The sequence below is a fragment of the Amycolatopsis sp. NPDC058278 genome, from assembly GCF_042881395.1.
In the GTDB taxonomy this organism is placed as follows: Bacteria; Actinomycetota; Actinomycetes; order Mycobacteriales; family Pseudonocardiaceae; genus Amycolatopsis.
The window spans coordinates 17,138-42,002 of sequence record NZ_JBHVXZ010000018.1; the positions used below are offsets into that span (position 1 = coordinate 17,138).

General features: G+C 73.0%; 25 protein-coding genes. 12 read left to right on the forward strand and 13 right to left on the reverse strand.

Annotated elements, in window-relative coordinates; all coding sequences use genetic code 11:
• Window positions 1-5 precede the first annotated feature (5 nt).
• Window positions 6-1,394 carry an MFS transporter gene (locus ACFVYA_RS11825; protein WP_387044638.1) on the forward strand — a complete coding sequence of 463 codons (1,389 nt, stop codon included), beginning with the start codon at window positions 6-8 and terminating at the stop codon, window positions 1,392-1,394.
• Here ACFVYA_RS11825 and ACFVYA_RS11830 read toward each other — a convergent pair.
• Window positions 1,369-1,653 (reverse strand): ubiquitin-like small modifier protein 1, encoded by a 285-nt coding sequence (locus ACFVYA_RS11830; RefSeq protein WP_387044639.1) that lies wholly within the window; start codon window positions 1,651-1,653, stop codon window positions 1,369-1,371. The two genes, ACFVYA_RS11825 and ACFVYA_RS11830, sit on opposite strands and share 26 nt — an antisense overlap.
• 3 nt (window positions 1,654-1,656) lie before the next feature.
• Window positions 1,657-2,739, reverse strand: coding sequence for an exo-alpha-sialidase (locus ACFVYA_RS11835; protein WP_387044640.1), 1,083 nt, complete (start codon window positions 2,737-2,739; stop codon window positions 1,657-1,659).
• Between the two features lie 164 nt (window positions 2,740-2,903).
• Here ACFVYA_RS11835 and ACFVYA_RS11840 point away from each other — a divergent pair, with 164 nt between their 5' ends.
• On the forward strand, window positions 2,904-3,275 hold the full coding sequence (locus ACFVYA_RS11840; RefSeq protein ID WP_285989292.1) for a YciI family protein: 372 nt from the start codon (window positions 2,904-2,906) through the stop codon (window positions 3,273-3,275).
• A 51-nt stretch (window positions 3,276-3,326) separates the two neighbouring features.
• The gene (locus tag ACFVYA_RS11845; protein ID WP_387044641.1) at window positions 3,327-4,142 is read left to right on the forward strand and encodes an NAD(P)H-binding protein; all 816 of its coding nucleotides are present in this window, start codon (window positions 3,327-3,329) and stop codon (window positions 4,140-4,142) included.
• Window positions 4,143-4,240: 98 nt separating this feature from the next.
• Here the strand turns inward: ACFVYA_RS11845 and ACFVYA_RS11850 are convergent, their stop codons facing one another.
• Genes ACFVYA_RS11850 through ACFVYA_RS11860 form a run of 3 tightly spaced genes read right to left on the reverse strand, consistent with a single transcriptional unit; the run spans window position 4,241 to window position 5,867 of the window.
• The gene (locus ACFVYA_RS11850) at window positions 4,241-5,203 is read right to left on the reverse strand and encodes an NAD(P)-dependent alcohol dehydrogenase (protein ID WP_387044642.1); all 963 of its coding nucleotides are present in this window, start codon (window positions 5,201-5,203) and stop codon (window positions 4,241-4,243) included.
• Window positions 5,200-5,424 carry a helix-turn-helix transcriptional regulator gene (locus tag ACFVYA_RS11855; RefSeq protein ID WP_285989295.1) on the reverse strand — a complete coding sequence of 75 codons (225 nt, stop codon included), beginning with the start codon at window positions 5,422-5,424 and terminating at the stop codon, window positions 5,200-5,202. Before ACFVYA_RS11855 ends, ACFVYA_RS11850 begins: the two co-directional genes overlap by 4 nt.
• Entirely contained in the window at window positions 5,418-5,867 is a 450-nt protein-coding gene (locus ACFVYA_RS11860; RefSeq protein WP_387044643.1) for a hypothetical protein, read from the reverse strand. Before ACFVYA_RS11860 ends, ACFVYA_RS11855 begins: the two co-directional genes overlap by 7 nt.
• Before the next feature lie 105 nt (window positions 5,868-5,972).
• Here ACFVYA_RS11860 and ACFVYA_RS11865 point away from each other — a divergent pair, with 105 nt between their 5' ends.
• Entirely contained in the window at window positions 5,973-6,323 is a 351-nt protein-coding gene (locus tag ACFVYA_RS11865) for a YciI family protein (RefSeq protein WP_285989297.1), read from the forward strand.
• Between the two features lie 5 nt (window positions 6,324-6,328).
• Window positions 6,329-7,585, forward strand: a complete 1,257-nt coding sequence (locus ACFVYA_RS11870) for an RNA polymerase sigma factor (protein ID WP_387044644.1) — start codon at window positions 6,329-6,331, stop codon at window positions 7,583-7,585.
• A 265-nt stretch (window positions 7,586-7,850) separates the two neighbouring features.
• On the opposite strand, the gene ACFVYA_RS11875 is transcribed toward ACFVYA_RS11870, so the two are convergent.
• Both ACFVYA_RS11875 and ACFVYA_RS11880 read right to left on the reverse strand, forming a co-directional pair.
• Entirely contained in the window at window positions 7,851-8,471 is a 621-nt protein-coding gene (locus tag ACFVYA_RS11875) for an enoyl-CoA hydratase/isomerase family protein (protein ID WP_387044645.1), read from the reverse strand.
• A complete protein-coding gene (locus ACFVYA_RS11880; protein ID WP_387044646.1) occupies window positions 8,468-9,061 on the reverse strand; it encodes a TetR/AcrR family transcriptional regulator in 594 nt (197 codons plus the stop codon). The genes ACFVYA_RS11875 and ACFVYA_RS11880 overlap by 4 nt, the downstream gene beginning before the upstream one ends.
• A 53-nt stretch (window positions 9,062-9,114) precedes the next feature.
• Between ACFVYA_RS11880 and ACFVYA_RS11885 the strand changes: the two genes are divergently transcribed.
• Window positions 9,115-9,468 (forward strand): arsenate reductase family protein, encoded by a 354-nt coding sequence (locus ACFVYA_RS11885; RefSeq protein ID WP_285989301.1) that lies wholly within the window; start codon window positions 9,115-9,117, stop codon window positions 9,466-9,468.
• Here ACFVYA_RS11885 and ACFVYA_RS11890 read toward each other — a convergent pair.
• Entirely contained in the window at window positions 9,465-10,676 is a 1,212-nt protein-coding gene (locus ACFVYA_RS11890) for a threonine synthase (protein ID WP_387044647.1), read from the reverse strand. The two genes, ACFVYA_RS11885 and ACFVYA_RS11890, sit on opposite strands and share 4 nt — an antisense overlap.
• A 30-nt stretch (window positions 10,677-10,706) precedes the next feature.
• Between ACFVYA_RS11890 and ACFVYA_RS11895 the strand changes: the two genes are divergently transcribed.
• Entirely contained in the window at window positions 10,707-11,486 is a 780-nt protein-coding gene (locus tag ACFVYA_RS11895; RefSeq protein WP_387044648.1) for a DUF1295 domain-containing protein, read from the forward strand.
• Window positions 11,468-12,295 carry a carbon-nitrogen hydrolase family protein gene (locus ACFVYA_RS11900; protein ID WP_387044649.1) on the forward strand — a complete coding sequence of 276 codons (828 nt, stop codon included), beginning with the start codon at window positions 11,468-11,470 and terminating at the stop codon, window positions 12,293-12,295. The genes ACFVYA_RS11895 and ACFVYA_RS11900 overlap by 19 nt, the downstream gene beginning before the upstream one ends.
• A gap of 17 nt (window positions 12,296-12,312) precedes the next feature.
• Here the strand turns inward: ACFVYA_RS11900 and ACFVYA_RS11905 are convergent, their stop codons facing one another.
• The 3 genes from ACFVYA_RS11905 to ACFVYA_RS11915 all read right to left on the reverse strand — a co-directional run bounded on the left by ACFVYA_RS11905 (window position 12,313) and on the right by ACFVYA_RS11915 (window position 15,355).
• A complete protein-coding gene (locus tag ACFVYA_RS11905) occupies window positions 12,313-13,122 on the reverse strand; it encodes an SDR family NAD(P)-dependent oxidoreductase (RefSeq protein ID WP_387044650.1) in 810 nt (269 codons plus the stop codon).
• A gap of 92 nt (window positions 13,123-13,214) precedes the next feature.
• Window positions 13,215-14,102, reverse strand: a complete 888-nt coding sequence (locus ACFVYA_RS11910; RefSeq protein WP_387044651.1) for a LysR family transcriptional regulator — start codon at window positions 14,100-14,102, stop codon at window positions 13,215-13,217.
• Entirely contained in the window at window positions 14,102-15,355 is a 1,254-nt protein-coding gene (locus ACFVYA_RS11915; RefSeq protein WP_387044652.1) for a cytochrome P450, read from the reverse strand. Before ACFVYA_RS11915 ends, ACFVYA_RS11910 begins: the two co-directional genes overlap by 1 nt.
• Before the next feature lie 46 nt (window positions 15,356-15,401).
• Between ACFVYA_RS11915 and ACFVYA_RS11920 the strand changes: the two genes are divergently transcribed.
• Both ACFVYA_RS11920 and ACFVYA_RS11925 read left to right on the forward strand, forming a co-directional pair.
• On the forward strand, window positions 15,402-16,130 hold the full coding sequence (locus ACFVYA_RS11920; protein WP_285989308.1) for an alpha/beta fold hydrolase: 729 nt from the start codon (window positions 15,402-15,404) through the stop codon (window positions 16,128-16,130).
• 240 nt (window positions 16,131-16,370) lie between these two features.
• Window positions 16,371-19,616, forward strand: coding sequence for a tetratricopeptide repeat protein (locus ACFVYA_RS11925; RefSeq protein WP_387044653.1), 3,246 nt, complete (start codon window positions 16,371-16,373; stop codon window positions 19,614-19,616).
• Between the two features lie 97 nt (window positions 19,617-19,713).
• Here ACFVYA_RS11925 and ACFVYA_RS11930 read toward each other — a convergent pair whose 3' ends face one another.
• Complete coding sequence (locus ACFVYA_RS11930; RefSeq protein WP_387044654.1) at window positions 19,714-20,496, reverse strand: L-histidine N(alpha)-methyltransferase; 783 nt, start codon at window positions 20,494-20,496, stop codon at window positions 19,714-19,716.
• A gap of 28 nt (window positions 20,497-20,524) precedes the next feature.
• On the opposite strand from ACFVYA_RS11930, the gene ACFVYA_RS11935 reads away from it, so the two are divergent.
• Window positions 20,525-21,985 (forward strand): PLP-dependent aminotransferase family protein, encoded by a 1,461-nt coding sequence (locus ACFVYA_RS11935; protein WP_387044655.1) that lies wholly within the window; start codon window positions 20,525-20,527, stop codon window positions 21,983-21,985.
• 16 nt (window positions 21,986-22,001) lie between these two features.
• Here ACFVYA_RS11935 and ACFVYA_RS11940 read toward each other — a convergent pair whose 3' ends face one another.
• Window positions 22,002-22,772, reverse strand: a complete 771-nt coding sequence (locus ACFVYA_RS11940) for an aminoglycoside phosphotransferase family protein (protein WP_387044656.1) — start codon at window positions 22,770-22,772, stop codon at window positions 22,002-22,004.
• Between the two features lie 294 nt (window positions 22,773-23,066).
• Between ACFVYA_RS11940 and ACFVYA_RS11945 the strand changes: the two genes are divergently transcribed.
• Window positions 23,067-24,836 carry an MFS transporter gene (locus ACFVYA_RS11945; protein WP_285989313.1) on the forward strand — a complete coding sequence of 590 codons (1,770 nt, stop codon included), beginning with the start codon at window positions 23,067-23,069 and terminating at the stop codon, window positions 24,834-24,836.
• Window positions 24,837-24,865 lie beyond the last annotated feature (29 nt).

Consider the following 24,865-nt stretch of genomic DNA (forward strand, 5'->3'; position numbering starts at 1 on the left):
ATCGCATGAACGTTCCGACCGCAAGCCGCCCGGGTCTCGTGCTCGCGATCTGCTGCGCCAGCATCGTCGTCGTGGTGATGGACATCTCCATCGTCACAGTCGCGCTGCCCTCGATCCGCCGTGACCTGGGCGCGTCCGTCTCCGGCCTGCAGTGGACCGTCGACGCCTACACGCTGGTCCTGGCGGCTTTCCTCGTGCTCGGTGGTTCGGCCGCCGACCGGTTCGGCCGCAAGCGCGTCTTCCAGTGCGGCCTGGCCGTCTTCGGCCTCGGGTCGCTGCTGTGCAGCCTGGCCCCCGGCATCGGCTGGCTGATCGCGGCCCGCGCGCTGCAGGCGGCCGGCGGCACCATGCTCAACCCGGTCGCGATGGCCATCGTCGCCACCACCTTCCCCGCCCCGGCCGAGCGCGCCCGCGCCATCGGCGTGTTCGGCTCGATGTCCGGCCTGGCGCTGGCGCTCGGGCCGATCCTCGGCGGCATGCTCGTCGACGGCTTCGGCTGGCGGGCCGTGTTCTGGGTCAACGTCCCGATCATCGCCGCCGCGCTCGTCGCCACGACGTTGTTCGTGCCCGAGTCGCGCGCGCCGCGGCCCCGCCGCTTCGACCCCGTGGGGCAGGGCTTCGTGCTGGTGGTGCTCGGCAGCGTCGTCGCCGCCCTCATCGAGTCGCACCGGCTGGGCTGGACGTCACCGTGGCTCCTCGGCCTGCTCGCGCTCGCCGGGCTCGGCGTGCCGGGCATCCTCGCCTACGAGCCGCGCCGCGCCGACCCGCTGCTCGAGCTGCGCTTGTTCCGCAGCGTGTCCTTCAGCGCGGCGATCGTCATGGCGTTGTTCGCGCTCTGCGGGTTCGGCGTCTTCCTGTTCTCGACGACGCAGTACCTCCAGGACGTCCGGGGCATGACCCCGTTGGCGGCGGGCCTGTGCCTGCTGCCGGTCGGCGTGCTCGTCCTGGTCCTGTCGCCGCGGACCGGACGGTTCGTCGGCGCGCGCGGCCCGCGGTGGCCGCTGGTCGTCGCCGGTGTCGCACTCGCCGCGGGCGGCGCCGTCTCGGCGGGGCTGGGCCCGGCGACGCCGCTGCCCGTCGTGCTCGCGACCTTCCTGCTGTTCGGCCTGTTCCTCGGCACGGTGAACCCGCCGATCACCAACACCGCCGTCTCCGGGATGCCGGGGTCGATGGCCGGGGTGGCGGCGTCGCTGGCGTCGGCCGGCCGGCAGACCGGCACCACCCTGGGCGTGGCGCTCTCGGGCGCGGGACACGGCGTGTGGTGGCTGGTCGCCGGGCTCGGGGCCGGTCTCGTCGTCCTGGCGCTGCTCAGCACCGGACGCCGGGCGGCCGCGACGGCCGACCGGGCCGCCGCGCTGTTCGACGAGCTCAGCCTCCCGCGACCGACGGGATGATCTGCACCTCGGCGTCTTCGCGCAGCACCGTCGCGGTGCCGCCGCGGTGGCGGCACTCCTCGCCGTCGACGTAGAAGTTGACGTACCGGCGCAGCCCCGCCTGCTCGTCGCGCAGCCGCCGCTCGAGCGCCGGGTACCGCTCGGCGAGCGCGTCGAGCAGGCCGGCCAGCGTGGCCGGCCCGGCGACCTCGACGTCGAGCCGGGACTCGCCGCCGGCCTTTTCCCGCAGCGTCCCGGGCAGCAGCACGGTGATCCGCACGGTTCACACCCTCGCGGCGCGGACGCTCAGCACGTCGGGCAGGTGCGCCGCGACGAGCTGCCAGCTGTCGCCGTCGTCGCGGCTGGCGTAGACGTCGCCGGTCCGCGAACCGAAGTACACCCCGGCCGGGTCGGCGTCGTCGGTGCACATCGCGTCCCGCATGACGCCGGCCCAGTACCCGTCCGGCAGGCCTGCCCCCAGCGCCTCCCACGACTTGCCGGCGTCCTCGCTGCGGTACACCCGGCACCGGCCCTCCGGCGGGAACCGCATCGCGTCGGCGACCAGCGGGAACGTGTAGACGACCTCGGGCCGGTTCGGGTGGACGACGATCGGGAAGCCGAAATCGCTGGGCAGGCCGTCGGCGATCGACTGCCAGGTCGCGCCCGCGTCGTCGCTGCGGTAGACGCCGTGGTGGACCTGCGCGAACAGGCGGTCCGGCTCGGCCGGGTGCCGCGCGACCTTGTGCACGCACTGGCCGTATTCGGGGTACGGGTCGGGCACGTGCACCGCCTTGATGCCGGTGTTGCTCGCTGCCCAGGACTCGCCACCGTCCTCGGTGCGGTAGACGCCGCCGGTGGACATCGCCACGGTGACGCGGCGGGGGTCGGTGGGGTGCGGGAGGACGGTGTGGATGGCCTTGCCGCCGCCCCCGGGCGTCCAGTGCTCGCGGTGCGGGTGGTCCCACAGGCCGCGGACGAGTTCGTAGGTGCGGCCGCCGTCGGTGGAGCGGAAGAGGGCGGACGGCTCGGTGCCGGCGTAGACGACGTCCGGCTCGCCCGCCGGACCCGGTGCGAGCTGCCACGCCCTGGCCAGGGATTCGCCGGTGTCCGCCGGGAACGCGATCGGCGCGTGGTCGGGTTCGGCCCAGGTCGCGCCCAGGTCGTCGCTGGTCGCGACGCTCGGCCCGAAGTGCTCGCTGGTGACCCCGGCGAGCAGCCGCGGCGTGGCGCGGCGCGTGTCGATGCCGACCGCGTACACCTCGGTCATCGGGTGGTGCGGGCCGGTGACCTCCCACGTCGCCCGGTCGTCGGTGCTGGTGGCCAGCCACAGACCCTTGCGCGTGCCGATCGCGAGCAGGACGGACATCGGACACCTTCCTCCGGTGATGCAGCTCACAGGTACTCTGCCGGAAAAATCTCCCCGGGGAAATGTCGAACGCCGGACCGGTGCGTTCGACGCGGGGGTGAAGGCCGGTCAGCGAGTCCGGAAGACAACCGGACCCCGGCCGAAAAGACACCAGGGAGCAAGCCATGCGTTTCCTCATGATGCACCGCGTCGACGAGCGCGACCCGCAGTCGTGGAACCCCAGCCAGGAGTTCATCGAGAAGATGGGCGGGTTCATCCAGGAGTCGGCGGAGAAGGGCATCCTGATCACCGCGGAGGGCGTCCACCCGACGGAGAAGGGCTCGCTGGTCCGCAAGCCCCGCGGCGCGGCGATCCGCGTCACCGACGGGCCGTTCGCCGAGGCCAAGGAGGTCATCGGCGGGTTCGCGCTGATCAACGCGGCGGACCGGGCCGAGGCCGTCGAGTTCGCCAAGCGGTACGTCGAGCTGTTCGACCAGGAGATCGAGGTGGAGATCCGCCAGGTCGTCGAGTTCGACGAGCTGCCGGCGCAGGACTGAGGGCGACCGGTGGCGCTACGCTGGCCGGAACGGCTCTCGGGGGGTTGAGCGATGTTCCTGGTCACCGGCGCCACCGGCAACGTCGGCGCGGAAGTGGTTTCGGCACTCGCGGCGGCGGGGGCCCCGGTCCGGGCGCTGGTGCGCCGGCCGGACGTCACGCTGCCGGACGGGGTGGAGGCCGCGGTGGGCGACCTCGGCTCGCCCGGCAGCCTCACGGACGCTCTCAAGGGTGTCGAAGGCGTCTTCCTGTTGTCCGGGTACGACGACGCGTCCGGCGTGCTGCGGGACGCGGGCGTGCGGCGGGTCGTGCTGCTGTCCGGCGGATCGGCGGCGCTGGAAGACCTGGACAACGCGGTCTCCCGCTACATGACGCTGTCCGAGCGCGCGGTGCGGGAATCGGGCCTGGACTGGACGTTCCTGCGGCCGCGCGCGTTCATGTCGAACGCCCTGCGCTGGCTGCCGCAGCTGCGTTCGGGCGACACGGTCCGCGTCCAGTTCCCGGACGTCCCGGTGGCGTGCATCGATCCGGCGGACATCGCGGCGGTGGCGGTGGCGGCGCTGGCCGGCGGGCACGAAGGGCGTGTGCACGACCTGACCGGCCCGGTGGCGATGCGGCCGGTGGAGCAGGTTTCGGCGCTGGCTTCGGTGCTGGGACGGGATCTCCGGTTCGTGGGACTGTCGAACGACGAGACGCGCGTGGAGCTCGAGGCGGGGATGCCTCGCGAGTACGTCGACGCGTTCTGGAACTTCTACGTCGAGGGCACCTTGGACGAGGCGACGGTGTACCCGACGGTGCCGGAGGTGACCGGGCGGCCGGCGCGGACCTTCGCCCAGTGGGCCGAGGCGCACGCCGGCGCCTTCCGCTGACGCTGTGAAGGGACGCCGGCGATGGCTGGGCGCCGCGCCGCCCGGGGTTGTTCGGCACGGTGGTGACGACCGGGCCGGGAGGCCGGAGGATCGCGGCCTCAGGGGATGAGGACGACCTTGCCCGCCGCGCGTCCGGCGCGGAGGTGGCCGACCGCGGCGGCGGCGTCCGCGAGGGGGTAGGTCCGGTCGAGGGCAGGCGTGAGCTGTCCGGTCTCGATCATTTCGCGCAGGGTCTCGAGGTCCGCGGCCCGAACCCGGGCGACCAGCCCGCACAACCGGTGCCGCACGAACGGGTTCAGCAGCGCCGCCCGGAAGACGCGCTGGATGCCGCCGAGCCACTTGCCGCCTTCGCCGCCGACGATCACCAGCGTGCCGCGCGGGGTCAGCGCCCGGCGCAGGTCGGTCAGCGAACGCAGGCCTGCGGTGTCCAGGATCAGGTCGTACCGCCGGGCCGCGAAGTCCTCGCGCGTGTAGTCCACGACGTGCCCGGCGCCGAGCCCGCGGACGAGGTCCGTCTTGGCGGTGCTGCACACCCCCGTGACGTCCGCGCCGAAGGCCTTGGCCAGTTGCACCGCGAAGGACCCGACGCCGCCGGCCGCACCGATGACCAGGACGCGGTGCCCTGGCCGGACGCGGCCCACGTCGCGCAGGGCCTGCAGGGCGGTACCGCCGGAGACGAGGACGGCCGCCGCCTCCTCGAACGAGACGCGTTCGGGCTTCGCCGCGACGAGGTCCTGCTTCGCGATGGCGTGCTCGGCGAACGCGCCCTCGCAGACGCCGAACACCTCGTCACCGGGCCGGACCCGCGTGACACCGTCGCCGATCTCCTCGACCGTGCCGGCGAAGTCGAGGCCCCGCACCGGCTGCTTGGGCCGGCGCAACCCGAAACCCAGCAGGCGCAGCAGGTACGGCTGCCCGGTGGTCAGGTGCCAGACGCCCGCGTCGACGCCGGCCGCGTGCACGCGCACGAGGACCTCGCCGGCCGCGGGCGATGGTCTGCCGGCCTCGCGCAGTGCGAGGACATCCGGGCTGCCGTAGCGGTCTTGGACGATGGCTTTCACGACGTCTCCTCCGGGTACTGGAACACTTCTTCGAGCGGAACTCCGAACACGTGCGCGATCTGGAAGGCCATCTCGAGCGACGGCGAATACCGGCCCTGCTCGATCGCGATGACGGTCTGGCGGGTGACGCCGAGCCGGGTGGCGAGCTCGGCCTGGGTCAGCCGGCCGTGCGCGAACCGGAGGGCGCGGAGCGAGTTCGTGACGCGGGTCGGCTTCACCACGGCTGGAAACCCCGGTGGTAAGCGAAGATCCGGGCGATCGACCCGAGGATCGCCGAGAGCGTGAACGCCAGGTAGACGGCGTTGGCGATCCAGAAGTGCGGCGCCTCGGCCATCGCCAGGAGCAGGGCCGCGACGGCACCGATGACGACGAACGAATGGCCGGCGTACTCGCCGAACCGGCCGATCTCGCGGTCGCGCTGGTCTTTACCGCCGTCTCCCGAAACCAACGCGGCGACGATGCTCAGCACGATCGTCGCGACGATGGACGCGCCGACCGTCCAGAGCAGCGTCGCGACGTAGGGGACTTCGGCCAGTGGTCGTCCGCCGGCCCGGCCGAGGACCACCACCAGGTACGCCGCGTAGCTCACTATCGCGGCGATGCCGAGGATCCAGGCGCGCTTCTCTTCGTGGGTCACCTCGTCAAGGTAAAATAAACCAGACATCGTGTCAAACTTTCTTGACATGAGAAAATCTTCGGCGAGGGTGTCCAAGGCGGCGTCGGCCGTTCGTAGTCACCGCGTACGGCAACCGAGCCACTGGAGGATCCCGTGAAGTACCTGATGCTGATCAACGCCTCGCTCGACGCGGACGGCGAGGCCATGGGCGGCTGCACGGTCGAGGACTGGCAGCTGTTCGACAAGACCATCAAGGACTCGGGGGTCTACGTCTCCGGGAACTCGCTCGCCGACTTCACCACGGCCACCACCGTCCGGGTCGACGACCACGGCGAGCGGGTCGTCACCGACGGGCCGTTCGCCGAGTCCCGTGAGGTGCTGGGCGGCTACTTCGTCGTCGACGTGCCGGACCTCGACGTCGCCCTCGACTGGGCGGCGCGCTGCCCGGGATCCCGCGGCGGCGGGCACATCGTCGTCCGGCCGCTCGCTTCGTACGGGGACTGACGGCGGTGGCGGGGCGGGCCGAGGCATCCGTCGAGGCGGTGTTCCGGGAGGAGCGCGGGCTGCTGCTCGCCGCGCTCGTGCGGCGGTTCGGCGACCTCGACCTGGCCGAGGAGGTGACGTCGGAGGCGATCGAGGCCGCGCTGGTGCGCTGGCCGGCCGAGGGCGTGCCGCCGAACCCGGGTGCCTGGCTGATGACGACGGCCCGGCGCAAGGCCGTCGACCGGCTGCGCCGTGACCAGGCCTACGCGGCCCGGCTCGCGGTGCTGCAGGTCGAGGCCGAGCGCGCGGCGCCCGCCCCGCCCTCCGACGACGGTGGCCTGCCCGACGAGCGGCTCCAGCTGTTCTTCACCTGCGCCCACCCGGCGTTGCCGGCCGAGGACCGCGCGGCCCTGACGTTGCGCTGCCTCGCCGGGTTGACGACCTCGGAGGTGGCGCGCGCGTTCCTGGTCCCGAGCGCGACGATGGGCAAGCGGATCGTGCGCGCGAAGAGCCGGATCCGCACGCTGCGGATCCCGTTCCGCGTGCCGGACGCCGCCGAGCTGCCCGGGCGGCTGCCGGGCGTGCTGCAGGTCCTCTACTCGATCTTCACCGAGGGCTACGCGGCGAGTTCCGGCCCGGACCTGCAGCGGCTCGACCTGGCGGAGGAGGCGATCCGCCTGGCGCGGATCCTGCGCCGGCTGCTGCCGGGGGAGCGGGAGGTGGCGGGCCTGCTGGCGCTGATGCTGCTGATCCACGCCCGCCACGACGCCCGGACGGGCCCGGACGGCGACCTGGTGCTCCTCGACGACCAGGACCGCGCCCGCTGGGACCGCCCGCTGATCGACGAGGGCGCGGCCTTGGTCGTGGTGGCGCTGACCGGCGGCCCGCCGGGCTGGTACGGCGTCCAGGCGGCGATCGCGGCCCTGCACGACGAGGCCGCGGACGTGGCGAGCACGGACTGGCCGCAGATCGTGGCGTTGTACGACGTGCTGCGCGGGCTGGCGCCCTCACCGGTGGTGGAGCTGAACCGCGCGGTGGCGGTGGCGATGCGCGACGGCCCGGCGGCGGGACTGGCGTTGCTGGAGGGACTGGCGGAGGAGCCGAGGTTGCGCGCGTATAGCCCGTTCCCGGCGGCTCGTGGCGATTTGCTGAGCCGGCTCGGGCGGCTCGAGGAAGCGGCGGTGGCCTACCGGGAGGCGTTGGAGCTGGCGGGAACCGAGCCGGAGCGGGTCCATCTGCGGGGCCGGCTGGCCCAGGTGGCCGAGGTGTGCGGAGAGCGGTGAGCCGCGGATCATGCAGCCTCTCCGCGGTGGTCGCTCGCTGCGGCGCTGCTTGTCCGCGCCGCATTGCGGCTGCGCCGCTTGTCCACGCCGCCGCCTCGCCCGAGGCGCTTCCTGCGCCGCCCTGCTCTCGGGCTGCCGCTTCATCGCTTCCCTTGCGCCGCCGCTACCTCAGGGGGTTCGTCCCGCCTCGTCGGCGTCGCTCGGTCCGTCGCCGGCCCGGAACTGTCGGTGGCCCCCGGTAAGCTGGATACCGGGGGCCGGAGGCCTACCCCGCCCGCAGAGCCGCCACCGCCGGCGCGAACATCGTCGCCTTGATCGCGCCCAGCGTCCCGCGGTCCTTGCCCGCCAGCGCCTGCGCTCGTTCGTGTGCCACCTTCACCACTTCGCCCTCGGCCGCGACCTCGTCCACCAACCCGATCTCCGCCGCCTCCGAGCCGCCGAAACGCCGGCCCGTCGTCATCGAGGCGATCGCCGCCGACGGGGTCAGCTTGCCCTGGATCAGCGCCGCCATCCCCGGCGTGAACGGGATGTTGATGTCCGCCTCCGGGAAACAGAAATAACCCCGGTCGCCGCGCATCACGCGGAAGTCGTGGGCCATGGCCAGCATTGCGCCCGCGCCGAACGCGTGGCCGTTGATCGCCGCGACGGTCGGGACCGGCAATGTCAGTACCCGCGCGAACAGCTCCTGGACCTCCGCGACGTACCCGGCTGCCTGGTCGCCGTGGGCCGTCAGCCATTCGAGGTCGAGGCCGTTCGAATAGAACTTGCCGCCTCCGGTGGTCACCAGGGCGCCCTCGATGTCGTCCAAAAAGGAATGGACGCGCTGCAGCCAGTCCGGTGAGAACCGGTTTTCGTCGTCGCCCAGGTCGAGCACGGAAACGGTCACGGTCGGTCCTTTTCTCGAGGGGGCACGGTCAGCGCCGCCCGCACCGCGGCGGCCAGCCTTTCCCGCACCAGGGGATCGGTGATGTCACGCCGGAAGAACGCCGTCGGCAGGTCGACGACGCACGTCGTGATCACCTCGACCGCCAGGCCGTCGCCGCGGTCCCACAGCCGGCGGCCGAGCCGGACCAGCAGGGCGACCAGGCGTTTGTCCACCGCGTGCAGGGCTTCCGCCAGCTCGCCGGGCAGTTCGGGCCCGAAGAGCCGGTCGCCCCGCACCGTCAGCAGCATCCGCGCCCCCTCGGGACGCAGGGACGCGAACACCGCGGGCGTGTCCGCCGCCGCGACGACCGCCTCCACCGGCGACGAAGCCTGCTCCACGAGCGAGGTCTGGAGGTCGAGGAAGGCCGTCGCCGCGCGCAGCCAGACCCGGGCCCGCAGCGCGCTGAGTGACCCGAACGCGTGGTAGATCGTCCCGTTCGGCACGCCCGCGGCCGCGGCCAGGCCACGCACCGTCACCTCCGCCGAGGAGGCGATGAGCCGCTCGGCGACGTCGAGGAGCGCGTCGAGGTCGTGGACGCGGGGGCGGGGCATGCCGAGACCGTAACAGAGCACGTGCTCCAAAACCAGGGCGGTAAGCTGCCGCCGTGGAGATCTGGATCAACCCGGCGTGCTCGAAGTGCCGGTCCGCGGTGTCGATGCTCGACGAGGCCGGCGCGGAGTACACCGTGCGCCGCTACCTCGAGGACCCGCCGACGGCGGCCGAGCTCGAAGCCGTCCTGGAGCGCCTCGGCCTCGAACCGTGGGACATCACGCGCACCGCCGAGCCCGTCGCGAAGGAACTCGGCCTCAAGACCTGGGGCCGCACGCCCGAAGACCGGCCGAAGTGGATCGACGCGCTGGCCGGGCACCCCAAGCTGATCCAGCGGCCGATCATCACGGCCGACGACGGCACGGCGGTCGTCGCGCGCGACCCCGAGACCGTGCGGTCGGTCCTTTAAGGAATCGCGTCGCCCTTCGCGAGCAGCGGGACGTCCAGGGCCACCGTCTCCGGGTACTTGATCCCGGCGCCGGTGTTGAGCACGACGACGTCTTCGTCGCCCTCGAGCCACCCGGACTCGCGCAGGTGCCGCAGCGCGGCGAAGCACGCGCCGCCCTCCGGGCAGACGAAAGTGCCTTCACGTGAGGCCAGTTCCCGTTGGGCCGCGAGCAGTTCCTCGTCGGTGACGGCGATCGCGGTGCCGCCGGTCGCGTACACGGCGTCGAGCACGAGGAAGTCGCCGAGCGCCTTGGGCACGGTGATGCCGAAGGCGACCGTCCGGGCGTCCGGGAACGGGGTGCTTTCCCGCGCACCGCGCGAAAACGCCGAGACGATTGGCGCGCACCCGGTGGCCTGGACGGCGACGAGCCGGGGCAGCGGGCCGGAAACCCAGCCCAGTTCCCGCATTTCCAGCAACGCCTTGTGGATCCCGATGATGCCGACGCCGCCGCCGGTGGGGTAGAGGATGACGTCGGGCAGGCGCCAGCCGAATTGCTCGGCGAGCTCGTAGCCCATCGTCTTCTTGCCCTCGATGCGGTACGGCTCCTTCAGCGTCGAGACGTCCTGGACCCCTGCACGCCGCTGAACCGCCGCGGCGACGAGCTTGCCCGCGTCGCCGATGAGACCGTCCACCCGGTACAGCTCGGCACCGGCGGCGACGCACTCGCGCATGGTGATCGCCGGGGCGTCGTCCGGCATCGCGACCAGGCTCGACAGCCCCGCGCGCGCCGCGTACAACGCCCACGCCGCGCCGGCGTTGCCGTTCGTCGGCATCGCGATCCCGCGCACGCCCAGCTCGGCCGCTCGCGAGACGCCGACCGCGGCGCCCCGGGCCTTGAACGTGCCGGTCGGGATCAGGCCTTCGTCCTTCATCCACAGGCGCGACAGCCCGAGTTCGCGGCCGTAGCGCGGGAGCCGCAGCAACGGCGTCATGCCTTCGCCGAGGCTGACGACGTGCTCGGCCGAGCGCACGGGCAGCACCTCGTGGTAGCGCCACAGCGTCGGCTCGCGCCCGGCGATCTCCTTCGGCGTCACGGCTTCGCGGACGCCGTCGAGGTCGTAGCGCGCGAGCAGCGGCGCGCCCGCCGCGGAGAGCCCCTGGACCGTGTCGGCGTCGAGGCGTTCGCCGGTCCGGGAGCACTCGAGGTGGCTGAGGAAGGAGTACGGCACGGCGCCGATCCTAGGTCCTAAGGTGAGCACATGGACGCGCTGCGGGTGTGCCTCTACGTCTTCGCCGGGGTGACGCTCGGCACCTGGCTGGTCTCGGTGCTGACCGGGGAGTACTCCTGGGTGGACCGGATCTGGTCGATCGTGCCGGTGGCCTACGTGGGGATCTTCGCCGGCGCCGCCGGGTTCGCCGACACCCGGCTCGACGTGATGTTCGTGCTGGTCACCCTCTGGGGAATCCGGCTGACGTTCAACTTCGCCCGCAAGGGCGGGTACGCGCCCGGCGGCGAGGACTACCGGTGGGCGGTGCTGCGCGAGCGGATGGCGCCGTGGCAGTTCCAGCTGTTCAACTTCTTCTTCATCTCGCTGTACCAGAACGCCATCCTGCTGCTGATCACCCTCCCGGCGCTGACCGCGCTGGAGCACCCCGGCGGGTTCGGGGTCGCGGACGTCGTCGTCGCGGTGGTGTTCGCCGCCTTCCTCGTCGGGGAGACGGTCGCCGACCAGCAGCAGTGGCGGTTCCACCGCGAGAAGCACGCGGGCCGGGCGCCGACGCGGTTCCTGCAGGCCGGGCTGTTCCGCTACTCGCGGCACCCGAACTTCTTCTTCGAGCAGGCGCAGTGGTGGGCGGTCGCGGCGTTCGGGGTGGTCGCCGGCGGTCTGCAGTGGACGGTCGTCGGCGCGGTCCTGCTGACGCTGCTGTTCGTGGGCTCGACGCGGTTCACCGAGAGCATCACGAAGTCCCGGTACCCGGAGTACGCGGACTACCAGCGGCGGACGTCGGCGGTGGTCCCGTGGCCGGTCCGCGGATGACGGTCGTCGCCGCGCTGCAGTTCGCGACCGGTGTCCCGCTCGAGCGGATCCTGGCGTTCGAGGACGAGATCCGGGGCGCCGACCTGGTGGTGCTGCCGGAGGCCGTGCTCGGTGGTTATCCGGGGCGTGTGCCGTTCGTCGAGTACTTCCACGCGGCGGTGGCCGTGCCGGGCCCCGAGACGGCGGCGCTGGCCGGGCTCGCCTCCCGGACCGGCGCGACGCTGGTGGTGGGCGTCATCGAGCGCGACGGCTCCACGCTGTACAGCACGGTGGTGTTCCTCGACCCGGAGCTGGGGCTGGTGGCCAAGCACCGCAAGCTGGTGCCGACGGCGCGGGAACGCGTGTTCTGGGGCCGCGGCGACGGTTCGACGCTCCCGGTGGTCCCGACGGCGGCGGGCCGGGCCGGCGCGGCGATCTGCTGGGAGAACCACATGCCGTTGCTGCGGGCGGCGATGTACGCGAAGGGCGTGGAAATCTGGTGCGCCCCGACGGCGGACGACCGCGACGTCTGGCAGGCGTCGATGCGCCACATCGCCGACGAGGGCCGCTGTTTCGTGGTTTCGGCGTGCCCGTACGAGGCCGGGGGCGACGACCCGTTCCGCGGCGGCAGCGTGATCGTCGGCCCGCTGGGGGACGTGCTGGCGGGCCCGCTGCGTGACGCGGAAGGCCTTATCACGGCGGAGATCGACCTTCAGGAGATCGTGGCCGCGCGGCACAGCCTCGACGTGTCGGGGCACTACGCGCGGCCGGACGTGTTCTCGCTGACGGTGGACGAGCGACCGCGGGACGGCGTCACCTTCCTGCGGTGACGCCGTCCCGCGCGGGGTCACACCGCCAGCCGGCCGCCGTCGACCGGGAGCACCGCGCCGTGGACGAAGCTCGCGTCACCCGCGGCCAGGAACGCGATCGCCGCCGCGATCTCCTCCGGGGCCGCCACTCGCCCGGCCGGGCCCGCCGCCGCCAGCTCGTCCAGGCCGTCGCCGAACGCCGCCGTGCCTTCCGTGCGGGTCGGGCCCGGGCTGACCGCGTTGACCCGCACGCCCGACGGGCCGAACTCCGCCGCCCACGCCTTCGTCATCAGCTCGATGGCCGCCTTCGACGCGCCGTAGGGCGCCATGCCCGCCATGCCGGCTGTCGCGACGATCGTGGACACGTTCACGATCGCGCCGTGGCCGCGCGCGGCCATTTCCGGCGCCAGCTCGGCGACGAGGTAGAACGGAACCTTGACGTTCGTCGTGAAGACCGCGTCGAAGTCCGCCTCCGGGAAGCCCGAAGTCGGCCCGGTCGGGAACACGCCGGCGTTGTTGACCAGCACGTCGATCGGCCCGCCCACCTCACGCGCCCGGCCCGCGAGGGCACGCGCCGACGCGGCGTCCTTCAGGTCCGCCGCGACGAAGTCGGCCTTGCCGCCCGCCGCGCGGATGGTCTCGACGGCCTCGGCGCCGCGCCCGGCGTCCCGGCCGGACAGCACCACGTGCGCGCCCAGCCCGGCCAGCGCGACCGCCGTCGCCCGGCCGATGCCGCTCGTCCCACCGGTCACCAGGGCCGTCGACCCGGACAGTTCCGCAGCTCTTTCGGGGGTCCGGGTGGCGGAGCCCCCGGCCCGGGGCGAAGCCCCGGATGTCACCGCAGTCATGCTCAACTCCTTCGGAACCGGGGTGTTTCCCCGGTCGCAGAGTTCAAGCGAGGCCGCCCGCGAAACCCTTCCGAATGAGCCTTCGGCCCTCCTTATGCCCGCGATCCGTTTCGCCGATGGTCTTCCAGCGCCGCGACGAACTCGGCGACGTCCCGCCGGCGCGACGTCGCCGGCCACACCGCCCAGGTCCGCCGGACGATCGGGTTCCCGGCCAGCGGCACCCAGCGCACGGTGTCCGGCAGCGGGTACGGCCACGCGGGTGGCGCGAACGCGTACGCCCCGCCCGCGCTGACCGCCGGGATCTTGAGCTCGATGATCAGCCGCTGCTCCTCCGGGACCTCCGGCCCGACGTCGAGGCCGTGGCTGCGCAGGATCGCGGCCAGCTCGTCGTACCAGGCCGGGCTGCCCGCGCGCGGGAAGGCGAACCACTCCAGGCCGGCCAGGTCCTCCAGCCGGACCGGCGAGCCCAGCTTCTCCGCCAGGTCCGCGGCCAGCAGGACACCGACGTCCTCGGTCACCACGAGCGCCGCGTCCAGGTCGGGCCCGGGCGGCCGCTCGCGCACCAGCCCGACGTCCAGTTCGCCGGCCCGCAGCGCGGCCACCTGGGCCACCGACGACAGGTGCCGGGCCTGCACCCGCGTGTCCGGCAGCCGCGCGAGCGCCGAGGGCAGCAGCTCCGGCGGCAGTTCCAGGGGGACGCCGACGCGCAGCACGCCGTCCGCGGTGTGCCGGGCCATCGCGGCGAGCGCCTGGTCGTGGCGGGCCAGCACCGCGCGGGCCTCGCCGAGCAACGTCGTCCCGGCGTCGGTGACCTGGACGCCGGTGCTGGTGCGCACCAGCAGCCGGACGCCGAGCCGCCGTTCCAGCGCCGTGATCGTCTGGGACAGTGCCGGCTGGCTCACGTGCAGCCGGCGGGCCGCCTTCGACATCGCGCCCGCCTCGACGACCGCGACGAACGCCCGCAGTTCCCGGATCTCCATCAGCGGCCCCACCGGATCGGCAGCGACTTGAGGCCGTTCTGGAAGTTCGACCGCAGCCGCACCGGCTCGCCCGCGAGTTCCACGAAGCCGAACTGGTCGAGCACCGCGTCGAACATCGCCCGCAGCTGCACCCGCGCGAGGTGCGCGCCGAGGCAGAAGTGCGGGCCGTGGCCGAAGGTCAGGTGGTCGTTCGGGGTGCGGCCGATGTCGAAGGTGTCCGGATCGGGGAACACCGCCGGATCCCGATTGGCCGACGAGAACCAGACCACCACCTTGTCCCCGGCGCGGATGTCCACATCGGACAGCCGGACGTCGGAAACGGCGGTGCGCCGGAAGTGCATGACCGGCGTCCACCAGCGCAGCATCTCCTCGACCGCCGAGGGCAGCAGCGATCGGTCGGCCAGGAGCCGACGGTACTCCGCGGGGTGCGAGAGCAGCGCGAGCAGCCCGCCGGGCAGGCCGTTGCGGAGGGTTTCGTTGCCCGCCACGGAAAACAGCCAGAACAGGTTCTCGAACTCGGCGAGGGAGACGCGGCCGCCGTCGTCGCCGACGTGCCGCATCAGGTTGCTCATCACGTCGTCGCCCGGGTGCTGGCGCTTGTAGTCGCCGAGCGCGTTCGCGTACGCGTAGAGGTCCGGCATGCCCGCGCGGGTCCGCGGGTCCGGCATCGACCCGGCCGGCCCCGGCGCCGGGCGGACGGCGAGCGCGGCCCGGGCGAGCTCGCTCACCTCGGAAACGGAAACCGTCGAGCTCACCGCGTACTCGGCGTCCTGGTAGCCGATCACCCGGTTGCTCCAGTCGTACATCAGCCGCCGGTCCTGTTCCGGCACGCCGAACACCCCGGCCAGGGTGCGCAGCGGCAGGTCGGCGGCCACCTGCGCGAAGTCGCATTCCCCGCGATCGGCGACCGCCGCGACGAGCTCCCGCGCCCAGCCTTCGATCTGCGACGTCAGTTTCGCGATCGCGCGCGGGGTGAACGCCTTGGTGAGCAGCCCGCGCAGCCGGCCGTGCTCCGGCGGGTCCATGTTCAGCATCATCCGGCGCACGTAGGCGAGGTCGGCCGCGTCGCGGATCTGCGTCCCGCCGAGCTGGGAGGAGAACACCGCGGGGTCGCGCAGCACCCGCCGCACCTCGGCGTGGCCCAGTACGGCCCAGAAGTCGTCGACGCGCACCACCGGGCCGGCGCGCCGCAGCCGCGCCAGCTCGTCGTACGGGACACCTTGCACGTAGGTGTCCGGATCGGTGATCCCCACGAGCCGACCCTAGCCGCGGCCCCCGACAGTTTGGGAGGCTGCGCGGATGGACACGCTCAACATGCGCACCGGCGGCAAGGGCGAACCGGCCGTCCTCCTCCTGCACGGCCTCGGCGCGACCGGCGCCGTCTGGGCCCACTTCGCCGTCCTGCTCGACCGGCGCGTCCTGGTGCCCGACCTGCCGGGCCACGGCCCGTCCTCGCCGCTGCCGCACTACAGCTTCGCCACGTTCGCCGAGGCGGTCGCGCGGGCGCTGCCGGACGGCGGCCCGCTGATCGTCGCCGGGCACTCGCTCGGCGGCGTGCTCGCGCTGGAGCTGGCGTCCGGCCGCTACGACGTCGAGGTCGCCGGCGTGCTGGCCCTCGGCGTGAAGGTCGAGTGGAGCCAGGACGACCTGAACCGCGCCGCGTCGTTCGCCGCCCGGCCGCCCCGGGTGTTCGCGACGCGGGAAGACGCCGAGCAGGCCTACCTGAAGGTGTCCGGGCTGCTCGGGATCGCGCCGACCGACCCGGCCGGGCTTCGCGAGACCGAGGGAGGTTGGCGCCTCGCGATGGACCCGGCCGCGTTCGGCCTCGGCGCACCGGACATGCCGGCCCTGCTGGCCGGGGCGCGCTGCCCGGTCGTGCTCGCCGCGGGTGAAAACGACCCGATGAGCCGTCCGGAGCAGCTGCGGGCGCTCGATCCCGACGCCGTCACGCTCGCCGGTCTCGGGCACAACGCCCACGTCGAGGACCCGGCCGCCGTGCGGGCCCTGCTCGAGCGCTTCGGCGTGTGAAGTTCCGGTGCAGCCGTCGTACCCCACGCGACGGCTGCTCCGCGAACCCCTCGCCACCACCGGACGCGAGAAAGCCTAGGAAAGCGTGGTGGACGAGCGCCTGTACCGCCCCTCCCCGCCGCCGTCACCGTCCGTACCTGCGGAAACGGTTATCTTCGCCGATCGGTGGTACAGCTCGGGCGGCACGATCGTGATGCTGGAGAGGTACGTTCCGCTCGGGGCACGCAGGAGAGGACGCCTGTGGACGAAGGCCTGTCGTTCGCCGGATGGCTGCGGGACCGGCGTGCCCTCGCCGGCCTCACCCAGGCCCAGCTCGCCGAGCGCGCGGGAGTGAGCCTGCGCGCGGTGCGCAACGCCGAGCTCGGCAGCGTCCGGCGGCCCCGGCCGGAGACGGCCCGCAAGCTCCGGGAAGCGCTGGCCGAAGCGCCGCCGGAGCCCGTGCGGCTCGGCGTCCTCGGCCCGCTGACGGTGACGCGGGGCACCGAGAGCGTGGAGATCGGCGCGGAGAAGCAGCGCCTGCTGCTGGCGCTGCTGGCCCTGCAGCCGAACCGGACCGTCCGGCGCGAGGACCTCGTCGACGTCATCTGGGACGAGCCGCCGCCGTCGTGCCTGGAGCTGCTCCACACCTACGTCGCGCGGCTGCGGCGGGCGCTGCGGCCCGCCGACCTCATCGCCACGGACAAGGGCGGCTACCGGCTGGCCGTCGGCGAGGACGAGCTCGACCTGCTGCGCTTCGAAGCCCTGCTCGCCCGGGACGCGTTGAAGGAGGCCCTGGAACTCTGGCGCGGCCCGGCGCTCGCCGACGTCGAACGGCTGCGCCAGCACCCCGCCCGGCTCGCGCTGGCGATGCGGCGCGCCAAGGCGGTGCTGGCCTACGCCGGGGTCGCCGACCCCGAAGACGCGGCGGTGCAGCTGCGGGTGCTGACCGCCGAGGAGCCGCTCAACGAGTCGGCGCACGCCAAGCTGGTGCTGGCGCTCGCCGCGTCCGGGCGCCAGGCCGCCGCGCTGGACGTCTTCGAGGAGGTGCGCCGGCGGCTGGACGGCGAGCTCGGCCTGGACCCCGGCCCCGAGCTGCGGGCGGCCCAGCGGCAGGTGCTGCGGCAGGACTTCGCCGCACCGGAGCCGCCGGCCCGGGTGCCGGCGCAGCTGCCCGCCGATGTCCCCGGCTTCCGCGGCCGGGCCGCCCAGCTGGCCGAGCTGGACGCGTTGTTGCGGCGCGACGACGGCGACACCGGCGCGCGCATCGCCGTCCTCTCCGGTACCGGCGGGGTCGGCAAGACCGCGCTCGCCGTCCACTGGGCGCAGCGCGTGCCCGCGGAGTTCCCGGACGGCCAGCTCTACCTCGACCTGCACGGCTACGGCACGGTCCGGCCGGTGGACCCGGGCGACGCGCTGTCCGGGTTCCTGCGCGCCCTCGGCGTCGCGGGCGCGGACATCCCCGCCGAGCCGGACGAGCGCGCCGCGAAGTTCCGCACCGCGCTCACCGGGCGGCGGATGCTGCTGGTGCTGGACAACGCGAACGCGGTCGGGCAGGTCCGTCCGCTGCTGCCCGGCTCGCCGACCTGCCTGGTGCTGGTGACCAGCCGGGACGCGCTGCCCGGCCTGGTCGCCCGCCACGGCGCCCGGCGGGTGCTCGTCGACCTGCTCACCGAGGCGGAAGCCCGCGACCTGCTCCGGGCGCTGCTCGGCCCGCGCGTCGACGACGAACCCGAGGCCGCCGCGGCGCTGATCGGGTACGCGGCCCGGCTGCCGCTGGCCCTGCGGCTGGTCGCGGAGCTGGCGCTGAGCCGGCCGGGCGAGCGGCTCGCCGCCCTGGCCGCCGAGCTGGCCGACGAACGGCGGCGGCTCGACCTGCTCGACGGCGGCGGTGACCCGCTGACCGCCGTCCGCGCCGTGTTCTCCTGGTCCTACCGCAACCTCGCGGCCGACGCCGCGCGCGTGTTCCGGCTCTGCGGCCTGCACCCGGGCCGCGACCTGACGCCGCCCGCGCTGGCCGCGCTCGCCGGCGTGCCCCTGCCGGAGGCCGAACGGCTGGCCGGTGTCCTGGTGCGCGCCCACCTCGCGCAGCAGACCGGTGACGACCGCGTCCAGCTGCACGACCTGCTGCGCGTCTACGCCGCCGAGCTCGCGGCCGGCGATCCCGCCGAGAGCCACGAGGCGCAGCAGCGGCTGTTCGACTTCTACGTCTCCTCGGCCGGCCAGGCCATGGACGTCGTCCTGCCGCAGGAACGGCACCTGCGGCCGCGCGTGCCGGACCCGGACGTCAAGGTGCTCGACGCACCGGCGTGGCTGGAGGCCGAGCGCCGCAACCTCCTGGCGGTCGCCGCGCACGCGACCCGGCACGGCTGGCCGGACCACCTGCGGCTGCTGTCCGGGATCCTGTGGCACTACCTCGACGTCGGCGGTTACCACGAGGAAGCGCTGGTCCTGCACACACACGCGTCGGCGCTGGCCCACCACACCGGCGACCGGGCGGCCGAGGCGGAGCCGCTGATCCTGATCGCGCTGGGCCACTGGCGGGTGGGCCGGTCGCCGGAGGCGCTGCGGTACCTGGAGGAGGCGCTCGTCCTCGCCCGGGAGACCGGTGACTGGCGCACGGAAATCCACTCGGTCAACACCCTGGGGCTGGTGTGCCGGGCGCTGGGCCGGTTCGCCGAGGGGATCCGGTACTCGACGGAAGCGCTCGCGCTGGCCAGGAAGACCGGCGACCGCACCAGCGAAGGGCTGGTCCTGGTGGTGCTGGGCTGTTCCTGCCGCGGCATCGGCCGGTACGGCGAGGCCATCGGTCACCTCGAGGAGGCCCTCGCGCTGGCGCGGGACATCGCCGACCGCACGAGCGAGGGCTACGCGCTGGTCAACCTGGGCGACTCGCTCTCGGCACTGGGCCGGCACGACGAGGCCGTCCGGGCCGTGGAGGAAGGGCTGGTGCACCTGCGTGCGATGGGCGTCCGGGTGAGCGAGGGGTACGCCCTGGGCATCCTCGGCGACGTCGAGCACGCGCGCGGCCGGTACGCCGAAGCCGCGGCGCACCTGGAGCGGGCGCTGGAAATCGCGCAGGAGACGGGAAGCCCGCCCAACCGCAGCGTCGCGCTGAAGCACCTGGGCGACGTCCGGCTGGCGGAGGGCCGGCACGCGGAAGCCGCCCGGCACCTCGAAGAGGCGCTGAGCCTGGCCCGTGAATGCGGTGACCGCGGCGTCGAATCCCGCGTGCTCAACAGCCTGGGCAGCCTGACCGCCGCGCGCGGAGCTTCCGCGGACGCGCTGCGGTACCACCGCGAAGCCCTGGCCGTGGCGAAGGAAACCGGCTGCCGTCCCGAACAGGGCCGGGCCCACTGCGGGCTCGGTGAAGTCCACAGTGGACTCGGTGACCCGGAGGCCGCGCGCGAGCACTGGGAACGCGCGCTGGCCTGTTACGCCGGGGAATGCGTGCCCGGCGCGATCCGGGTCCGCAACCACTTGACGGCCCTGGAGTGTGTCGCGGGGTAGCCGGGCCGCCGGGCGGCGAGGTCGCTTTCGAGGCGTTCCAGGTCCCGGTCGACGACGTCGGTGCTGCCCGCGAGCCGCGGCCGGGGACGCCGGGCGATCACGTCCTGCTCCCGGTGGCCTTGAAGAACGCGTAGTGGAAGGTGCCGTCTTCGCCGGCGGTCCGGTGCAGGTCCGCGACCCCGCGGTCCCAGCGGTCCTGCGTGATCAGCCCGCGGGCGACGGCGGTTTCGCCGACGCCTTCGACCATCGCGGTGAAGGTGTCGCGGGTGAACCCGGCGACCAGCCCGGGCCGCGACGCGTCGACGTAGACCGTCCGCGGCTCCACGGTGACGTCGCCGAACCCGGCGCCGGTCAGCAGCGGGTGGAGACGACGCCCGATGAGCGCGTCGCCGCCGGCGTCGGCCTGCAGCCGGACCAGGCAGTCGATCGCGGCCTGCGCGTGCTCGCTGCGCGGGTGGAAGAACGCCGAACCGTGGTCGCCCTCGATGACGGTGATCGTGCCGCCCGGCCGCAGCAGGGTCTTCAGGTGCGCGAGGGCTTTCTCCGGCTCCGGGAGGTGTTCCAGCACGAAGCAGACGAAGACGTGGTCGTACTCGCCGTCCAGGTCGAACAGGTCCGCTCGGCGGAAGTCGACGCCCTCGACCCGGGTTTTCGCCTGCCGCAGCGACGCTTCCGAGACGTCGACGGCGGTCAGGCGCACGCCCGGGCTGCGGGCCACGAGGTGGACGGTCTGCGCGCCGACGCCGCAGCCGGCCTCCAGCACCCGGCTCCCGGCGGGGTAGGCCGTTCCGGCGTGCAGGAGTTCGGCGAGGGTGTCGGCCTGGTCGCCCAGGCGGCGGGTCTCGGGTTCGGTGTACCCGTGCACGTAAGCGGTGTCCATGAGCCCAGCGTGCTGCGACAATGGTCCGATGGACAGAGCCAAAACCGCGCTCTCCGAGGGGTCCATAGGGTCGGACTTCCTCCAGCTGGACGTCCGCGAGGCACCGCCGGGCGGCCTGGCGGACTGGCTCGCCGGACAGCTGCGTGCGGCGATCGCCGACGGCCGGCTCCCGGTCGGCGCCCGGCTGCCCGCGTCCCGGGTGCTGGCCGCCGAGCTGCGCGTGTCGCGGGGTGTGGTCACCGAGGCCTACCAGCGGCTGATCGACGACGGCCACGCCGCGGGCCGCGGCCGGGCGGGCACGGTCGTCGTCGCCGCGCCCGTGCTGCCGCCGGACCCGTCGCCGGACTCACCGGCCGGTTCGCCGGTGATCACGCCCCGGCCCGGGGTGGCAGTCTTCGACGCGGTCCGCGCGGCCCCGGCCCGGATCGACCTCACCCCCGGCGTCCCGGACCTGACGGCGTTCCCGCGCGCGGCGTGGCTGCGTGCCGAGCGGGCGGTGCTGGACGAGCTGGAGCCGTCCCACTTCGGTTACGGCGACCCGCGCGGCGCGCCTTCGATGCGGCTGGCGGTGTCGCACTGGCTGGCGCGCAACCGCGGGATCCGCGTCGATCCCGGTGAAATCATCGTGGTGGCCGGGGTCGCGCAGGCGTTGACGCTGGTGGGCGCGGTGTTGCGGCAGCACGGCCTGCTTTCGGTGGCCGTCGAAGACCCGAGTTCGCTGGGGGCGCGCCAGCACCTGCACCACTGCGGGTTGGCGACGCCGCCGGTCCCGGTGGACGACGACGGGCTGCTCGTGTCCGAGCTGCGCGCCCCGGCGGTGTTGCTGACCCCGGCCCACCAGTTCCCGATGGGCGTGGTGCTGGGCGGCGAGCGCCGCCGCGAGCTGATGCGCTGGGTGGCCGGCGGCGGCATCGTCATCGAGGACGACTACGACGCGGAGCACCGCTACGACCGCGCACCGGTGCCGGCGGTCCGGTCGATGGTGCCGGAGGTCTGTTACACGGGAAGCGTTTCGAAGCTGCTGGCACCGGCGCTGCGCGTCGGCTGGCTGCTGGCGCCGCCGCGCTTCCGCGACGACCTCGTGGCGGCGAAGCGGTTCGCTGATCTGGGCAATCCGGTGCTGGCCCAGCTGGTCCTGGCGCGCTTGATGGAAACCGGCGAGCTGGAGCGCCAGCTGCGGGTGGTCCGCGCCCGGCACCGCCGTCGCCGCGACGCGATGATCCGTGCTGTCGCTTCCGGCTTGCCGGGCGCGGTGGTCCACGGCGCGGCGGCGGGCCTGCACCTGACGATCACGTTCGACGCCGACATCGACGACGTCGCGGTGGCGGCGGCCGCGCTGGCGGAGGGGGTGAAGGTCCAGCCGCTGTCCTGGCACCGGCAACGGCCGGGACGGCCGGGGCTGGTGCTGGGGTATGCGGCCCGGACGGCGACGGAGATCGAAGAGGGCGTGGCGGTGCTCGGGCGGCTGGTGCGGGGCTCGCGACCGTGACCACAGAGCGTGCCGCCTACTCGAACAGGTGCCTGTTTTCCCTGCTCCAGGCGAGCCGGCCCGCCAGCTGCTCGAGATGGCCGTCGGCAGCCCAGCCGGCCTGAGGCTGGTGCCCCGCGTCGGCCAGCCTCCGGACCTGCGCGAGCACGGTCCGCTGGACGTCGATCACGGCATCGACCAGTCCCGACGTGGACGTCAGGCCGTAGGCGCCGGCGAACACCTCCAAGCGGTGCCGCCGGTGGGGAGGACGACGATAGCGCAGCGACCGCAGGCATTCGGCGTCCTCGCGGAAGGGAGCGACGTACTCCAGGGCGTAGCAGACGTCGTGCAGCCGGGGTGCGGGACGGGCGTAGTCCCAATCGAGGATGCCGACCGGCTGCTCCCCTTGCCAGACGACGTTCCACGGACCGAAGTCACCGTGGCAGATCACCTCGCTGCCACCGGTCCCGGTCGTTCCGTCGAACCACCTGGACTCCGGCGGCGGCCGAAAGCCGGCCACCGCATCGTGGTAGTCCCGCAGCAACCGGGCGAACCTCGCCAGACCGGCATCGCCGACCACCTGGGCCCAGCCCTGCGGGCCGGACTCACCCTCCAGATAGGTCAGCACCTCGCGGCCTTCTTCGTCGAGGCCCAGGACACGAGGTGCCCACCGGAAACCCACGGCCTCGAGATGGCGGAGCAGCGCGTGGACGGCCGGCGACCACGGAAACGTCGGCCGGCGGACGGTGTCGCCGATCCGCACCACCCGCCGATGTGGCCGGTCCTGCAACACCTCTTCCGCGGTCACGCACCCGAACGGTACTCACGGCGCCGCCCGCCTCTGCGGGTCCTCTCGCCGTGAGGGGGACCCCCGGTTTCAACGTTACCGGGAGGCACCGACAGTTCCCGGCCCCGTGACCCGAGTTGTCCACACCCCGACCGGCCACGCCCGAGTTGTGCACAACCCCCGCCGTAAAGAGTCCTCAAAGGACAGTCAAGCGGCTGTGATCATGCTCTCCCGGGCAATTCGTGCTGTTGGTTGCCATACGCAAGCAAGTTGCTTAGCCTAGCTAAGGGACTTTGCGAGCAGAAGGGTTGCACAGTGGCGGAACGCCGGACGTATTCGATCGCGGAACTGGGGCCGCGGTACAAGTGGATCGCGCTGTCCAACACGACGCTGGGCATGCTGATCGCCACGATCAACTCCTCGATCGTGCTGATCGCGCTGCCCGACATCTTCAAGGGCATCGGCATCAACCCCCTGGAACCGGCCAACACGAGCTACCTGCTGTGGATGATCATGGGCTTCCTCGTGGTCACCGCGGTGCTGGTGGTGAGCTTCGGCAGGCTCGGCGACATGTACGGCCGCGCGAGGATGTACAACCTCGGCTTCGCCGTCTTCACCGTTTCCTCCATCATGTTGGCCGTCACCTGGTTCGACGGCGACGCGGCCGCGTTGTGGCTGATCGGCTGGCGGATCGTGCAGGGCGTCGGCGGTGCCTTCCTGATGGCGAACTCCTCGGCGATCCTCACCGACGCCTTCCCGGCCAACCAGCGCGGGCTCGCGCTCGGCATGAACGGTGTCGCGGCCATCGCCGGTTCGTTCCTCGGCCTGGTCGTGGGCGGGGTGCTCGCGCCGGTCGACTGGAACCTGATCTTCCTCGTGTCGGTGCCGTTCGGCGTGATCGGCACGGTCTGGGCGTACCTCAAGCTGCACGACACCGGCATCCGCAAGCACGCGCGGATGGACTGGTGGGGCAACATCACCTTCGCCGTCGGCCTGATCGCGGTGCTGATCGGCATCACCTACGGCATCCAGCCGTACGGCTCGTCCCCGACCGGCTGGGGCAGCCCGTTCGTGCTCAGCTGCCTGATCGGCGGGCTCGCGGTGCTGGTGGCGTTCGTGATCATCGAGTCGAAGGTGGACAACCCGCTGTTCCGCCTGTCGCTGTTCCGGATCCGCTCGTTCACCTGGGGCAACGTCGCGAACCTGACGGCCTCCCTCGGCCGCGGCGGGCTGCAGTTCATCCTGATCATCTGGCTGCAGGGCATCTGGCTGCCCCAGCACGGCTACACGTTCGAGCAGACGCCGCTGTGGGCGGGCATCTACATGCTCCCGATGACGGTCGGCTTCCTGCTGGCCGCGCCGACGTCGGGCATCCTCGCCGACCGGATCGGCAGCCGCCTGCTCGCCTCCACCGGGCTGCTGATCACGGCGATCACGTTCCTGCTGCTGATCATCCTGCCGGTGAACTTCGACTACTGGGCGTTCGCGGCGATCCTGCTGGTCAACGGCATCGGCATGGGCATGTTCTCCTCGCCCAACCGCGCCGAGGTGATGAACAGCCTGCCGGCCGACGCGCGCGGCTCCGGCGCGGGCATGATGACGACGTTCCAGAACGCGGCGATGGTCCTGTCGATCGGCTTCTTCTTCAGCTTGATCATCGCGGGCCTGTCTTCGAGCCTGCCGTCGACGATGAGCCAGGGCTTGATCGAGCACGGCGTCCCGGCGGCCTCGGCGGCGCAGATCGCGAACCTCCCGGCGGTGGCGGTGCTGTTCGCGGCGTTCCTGGGCTACAACCCGATCCAGCAGCTCCTGGGCGGTCAGCTGTCGTCGCTGCCGCCGGACCAGGCCGCGTTCCTGACGGGCCGCAGCTTCTTCCCGAACCTGATTTCGGGCCCGTTCCAGTCGGGATTGGCGGTGGCGTTCGGCTTCGCGATCGTCGTGTGCCTGATCGGCGCGGTGGCTTCGCTGCTGACGAAGGACGCGCGCCCGGAGAACGGCGAGTCGGTGGGGGAGGAGCTGGCCGCCGTGGCCGGGGAGTCGGGTGGCGGGCCGAGCGAACTGGTATCGCCGTCGACTGAACGCTGACGACGAAGCGAGGAAAGCCGGGTGCCGGG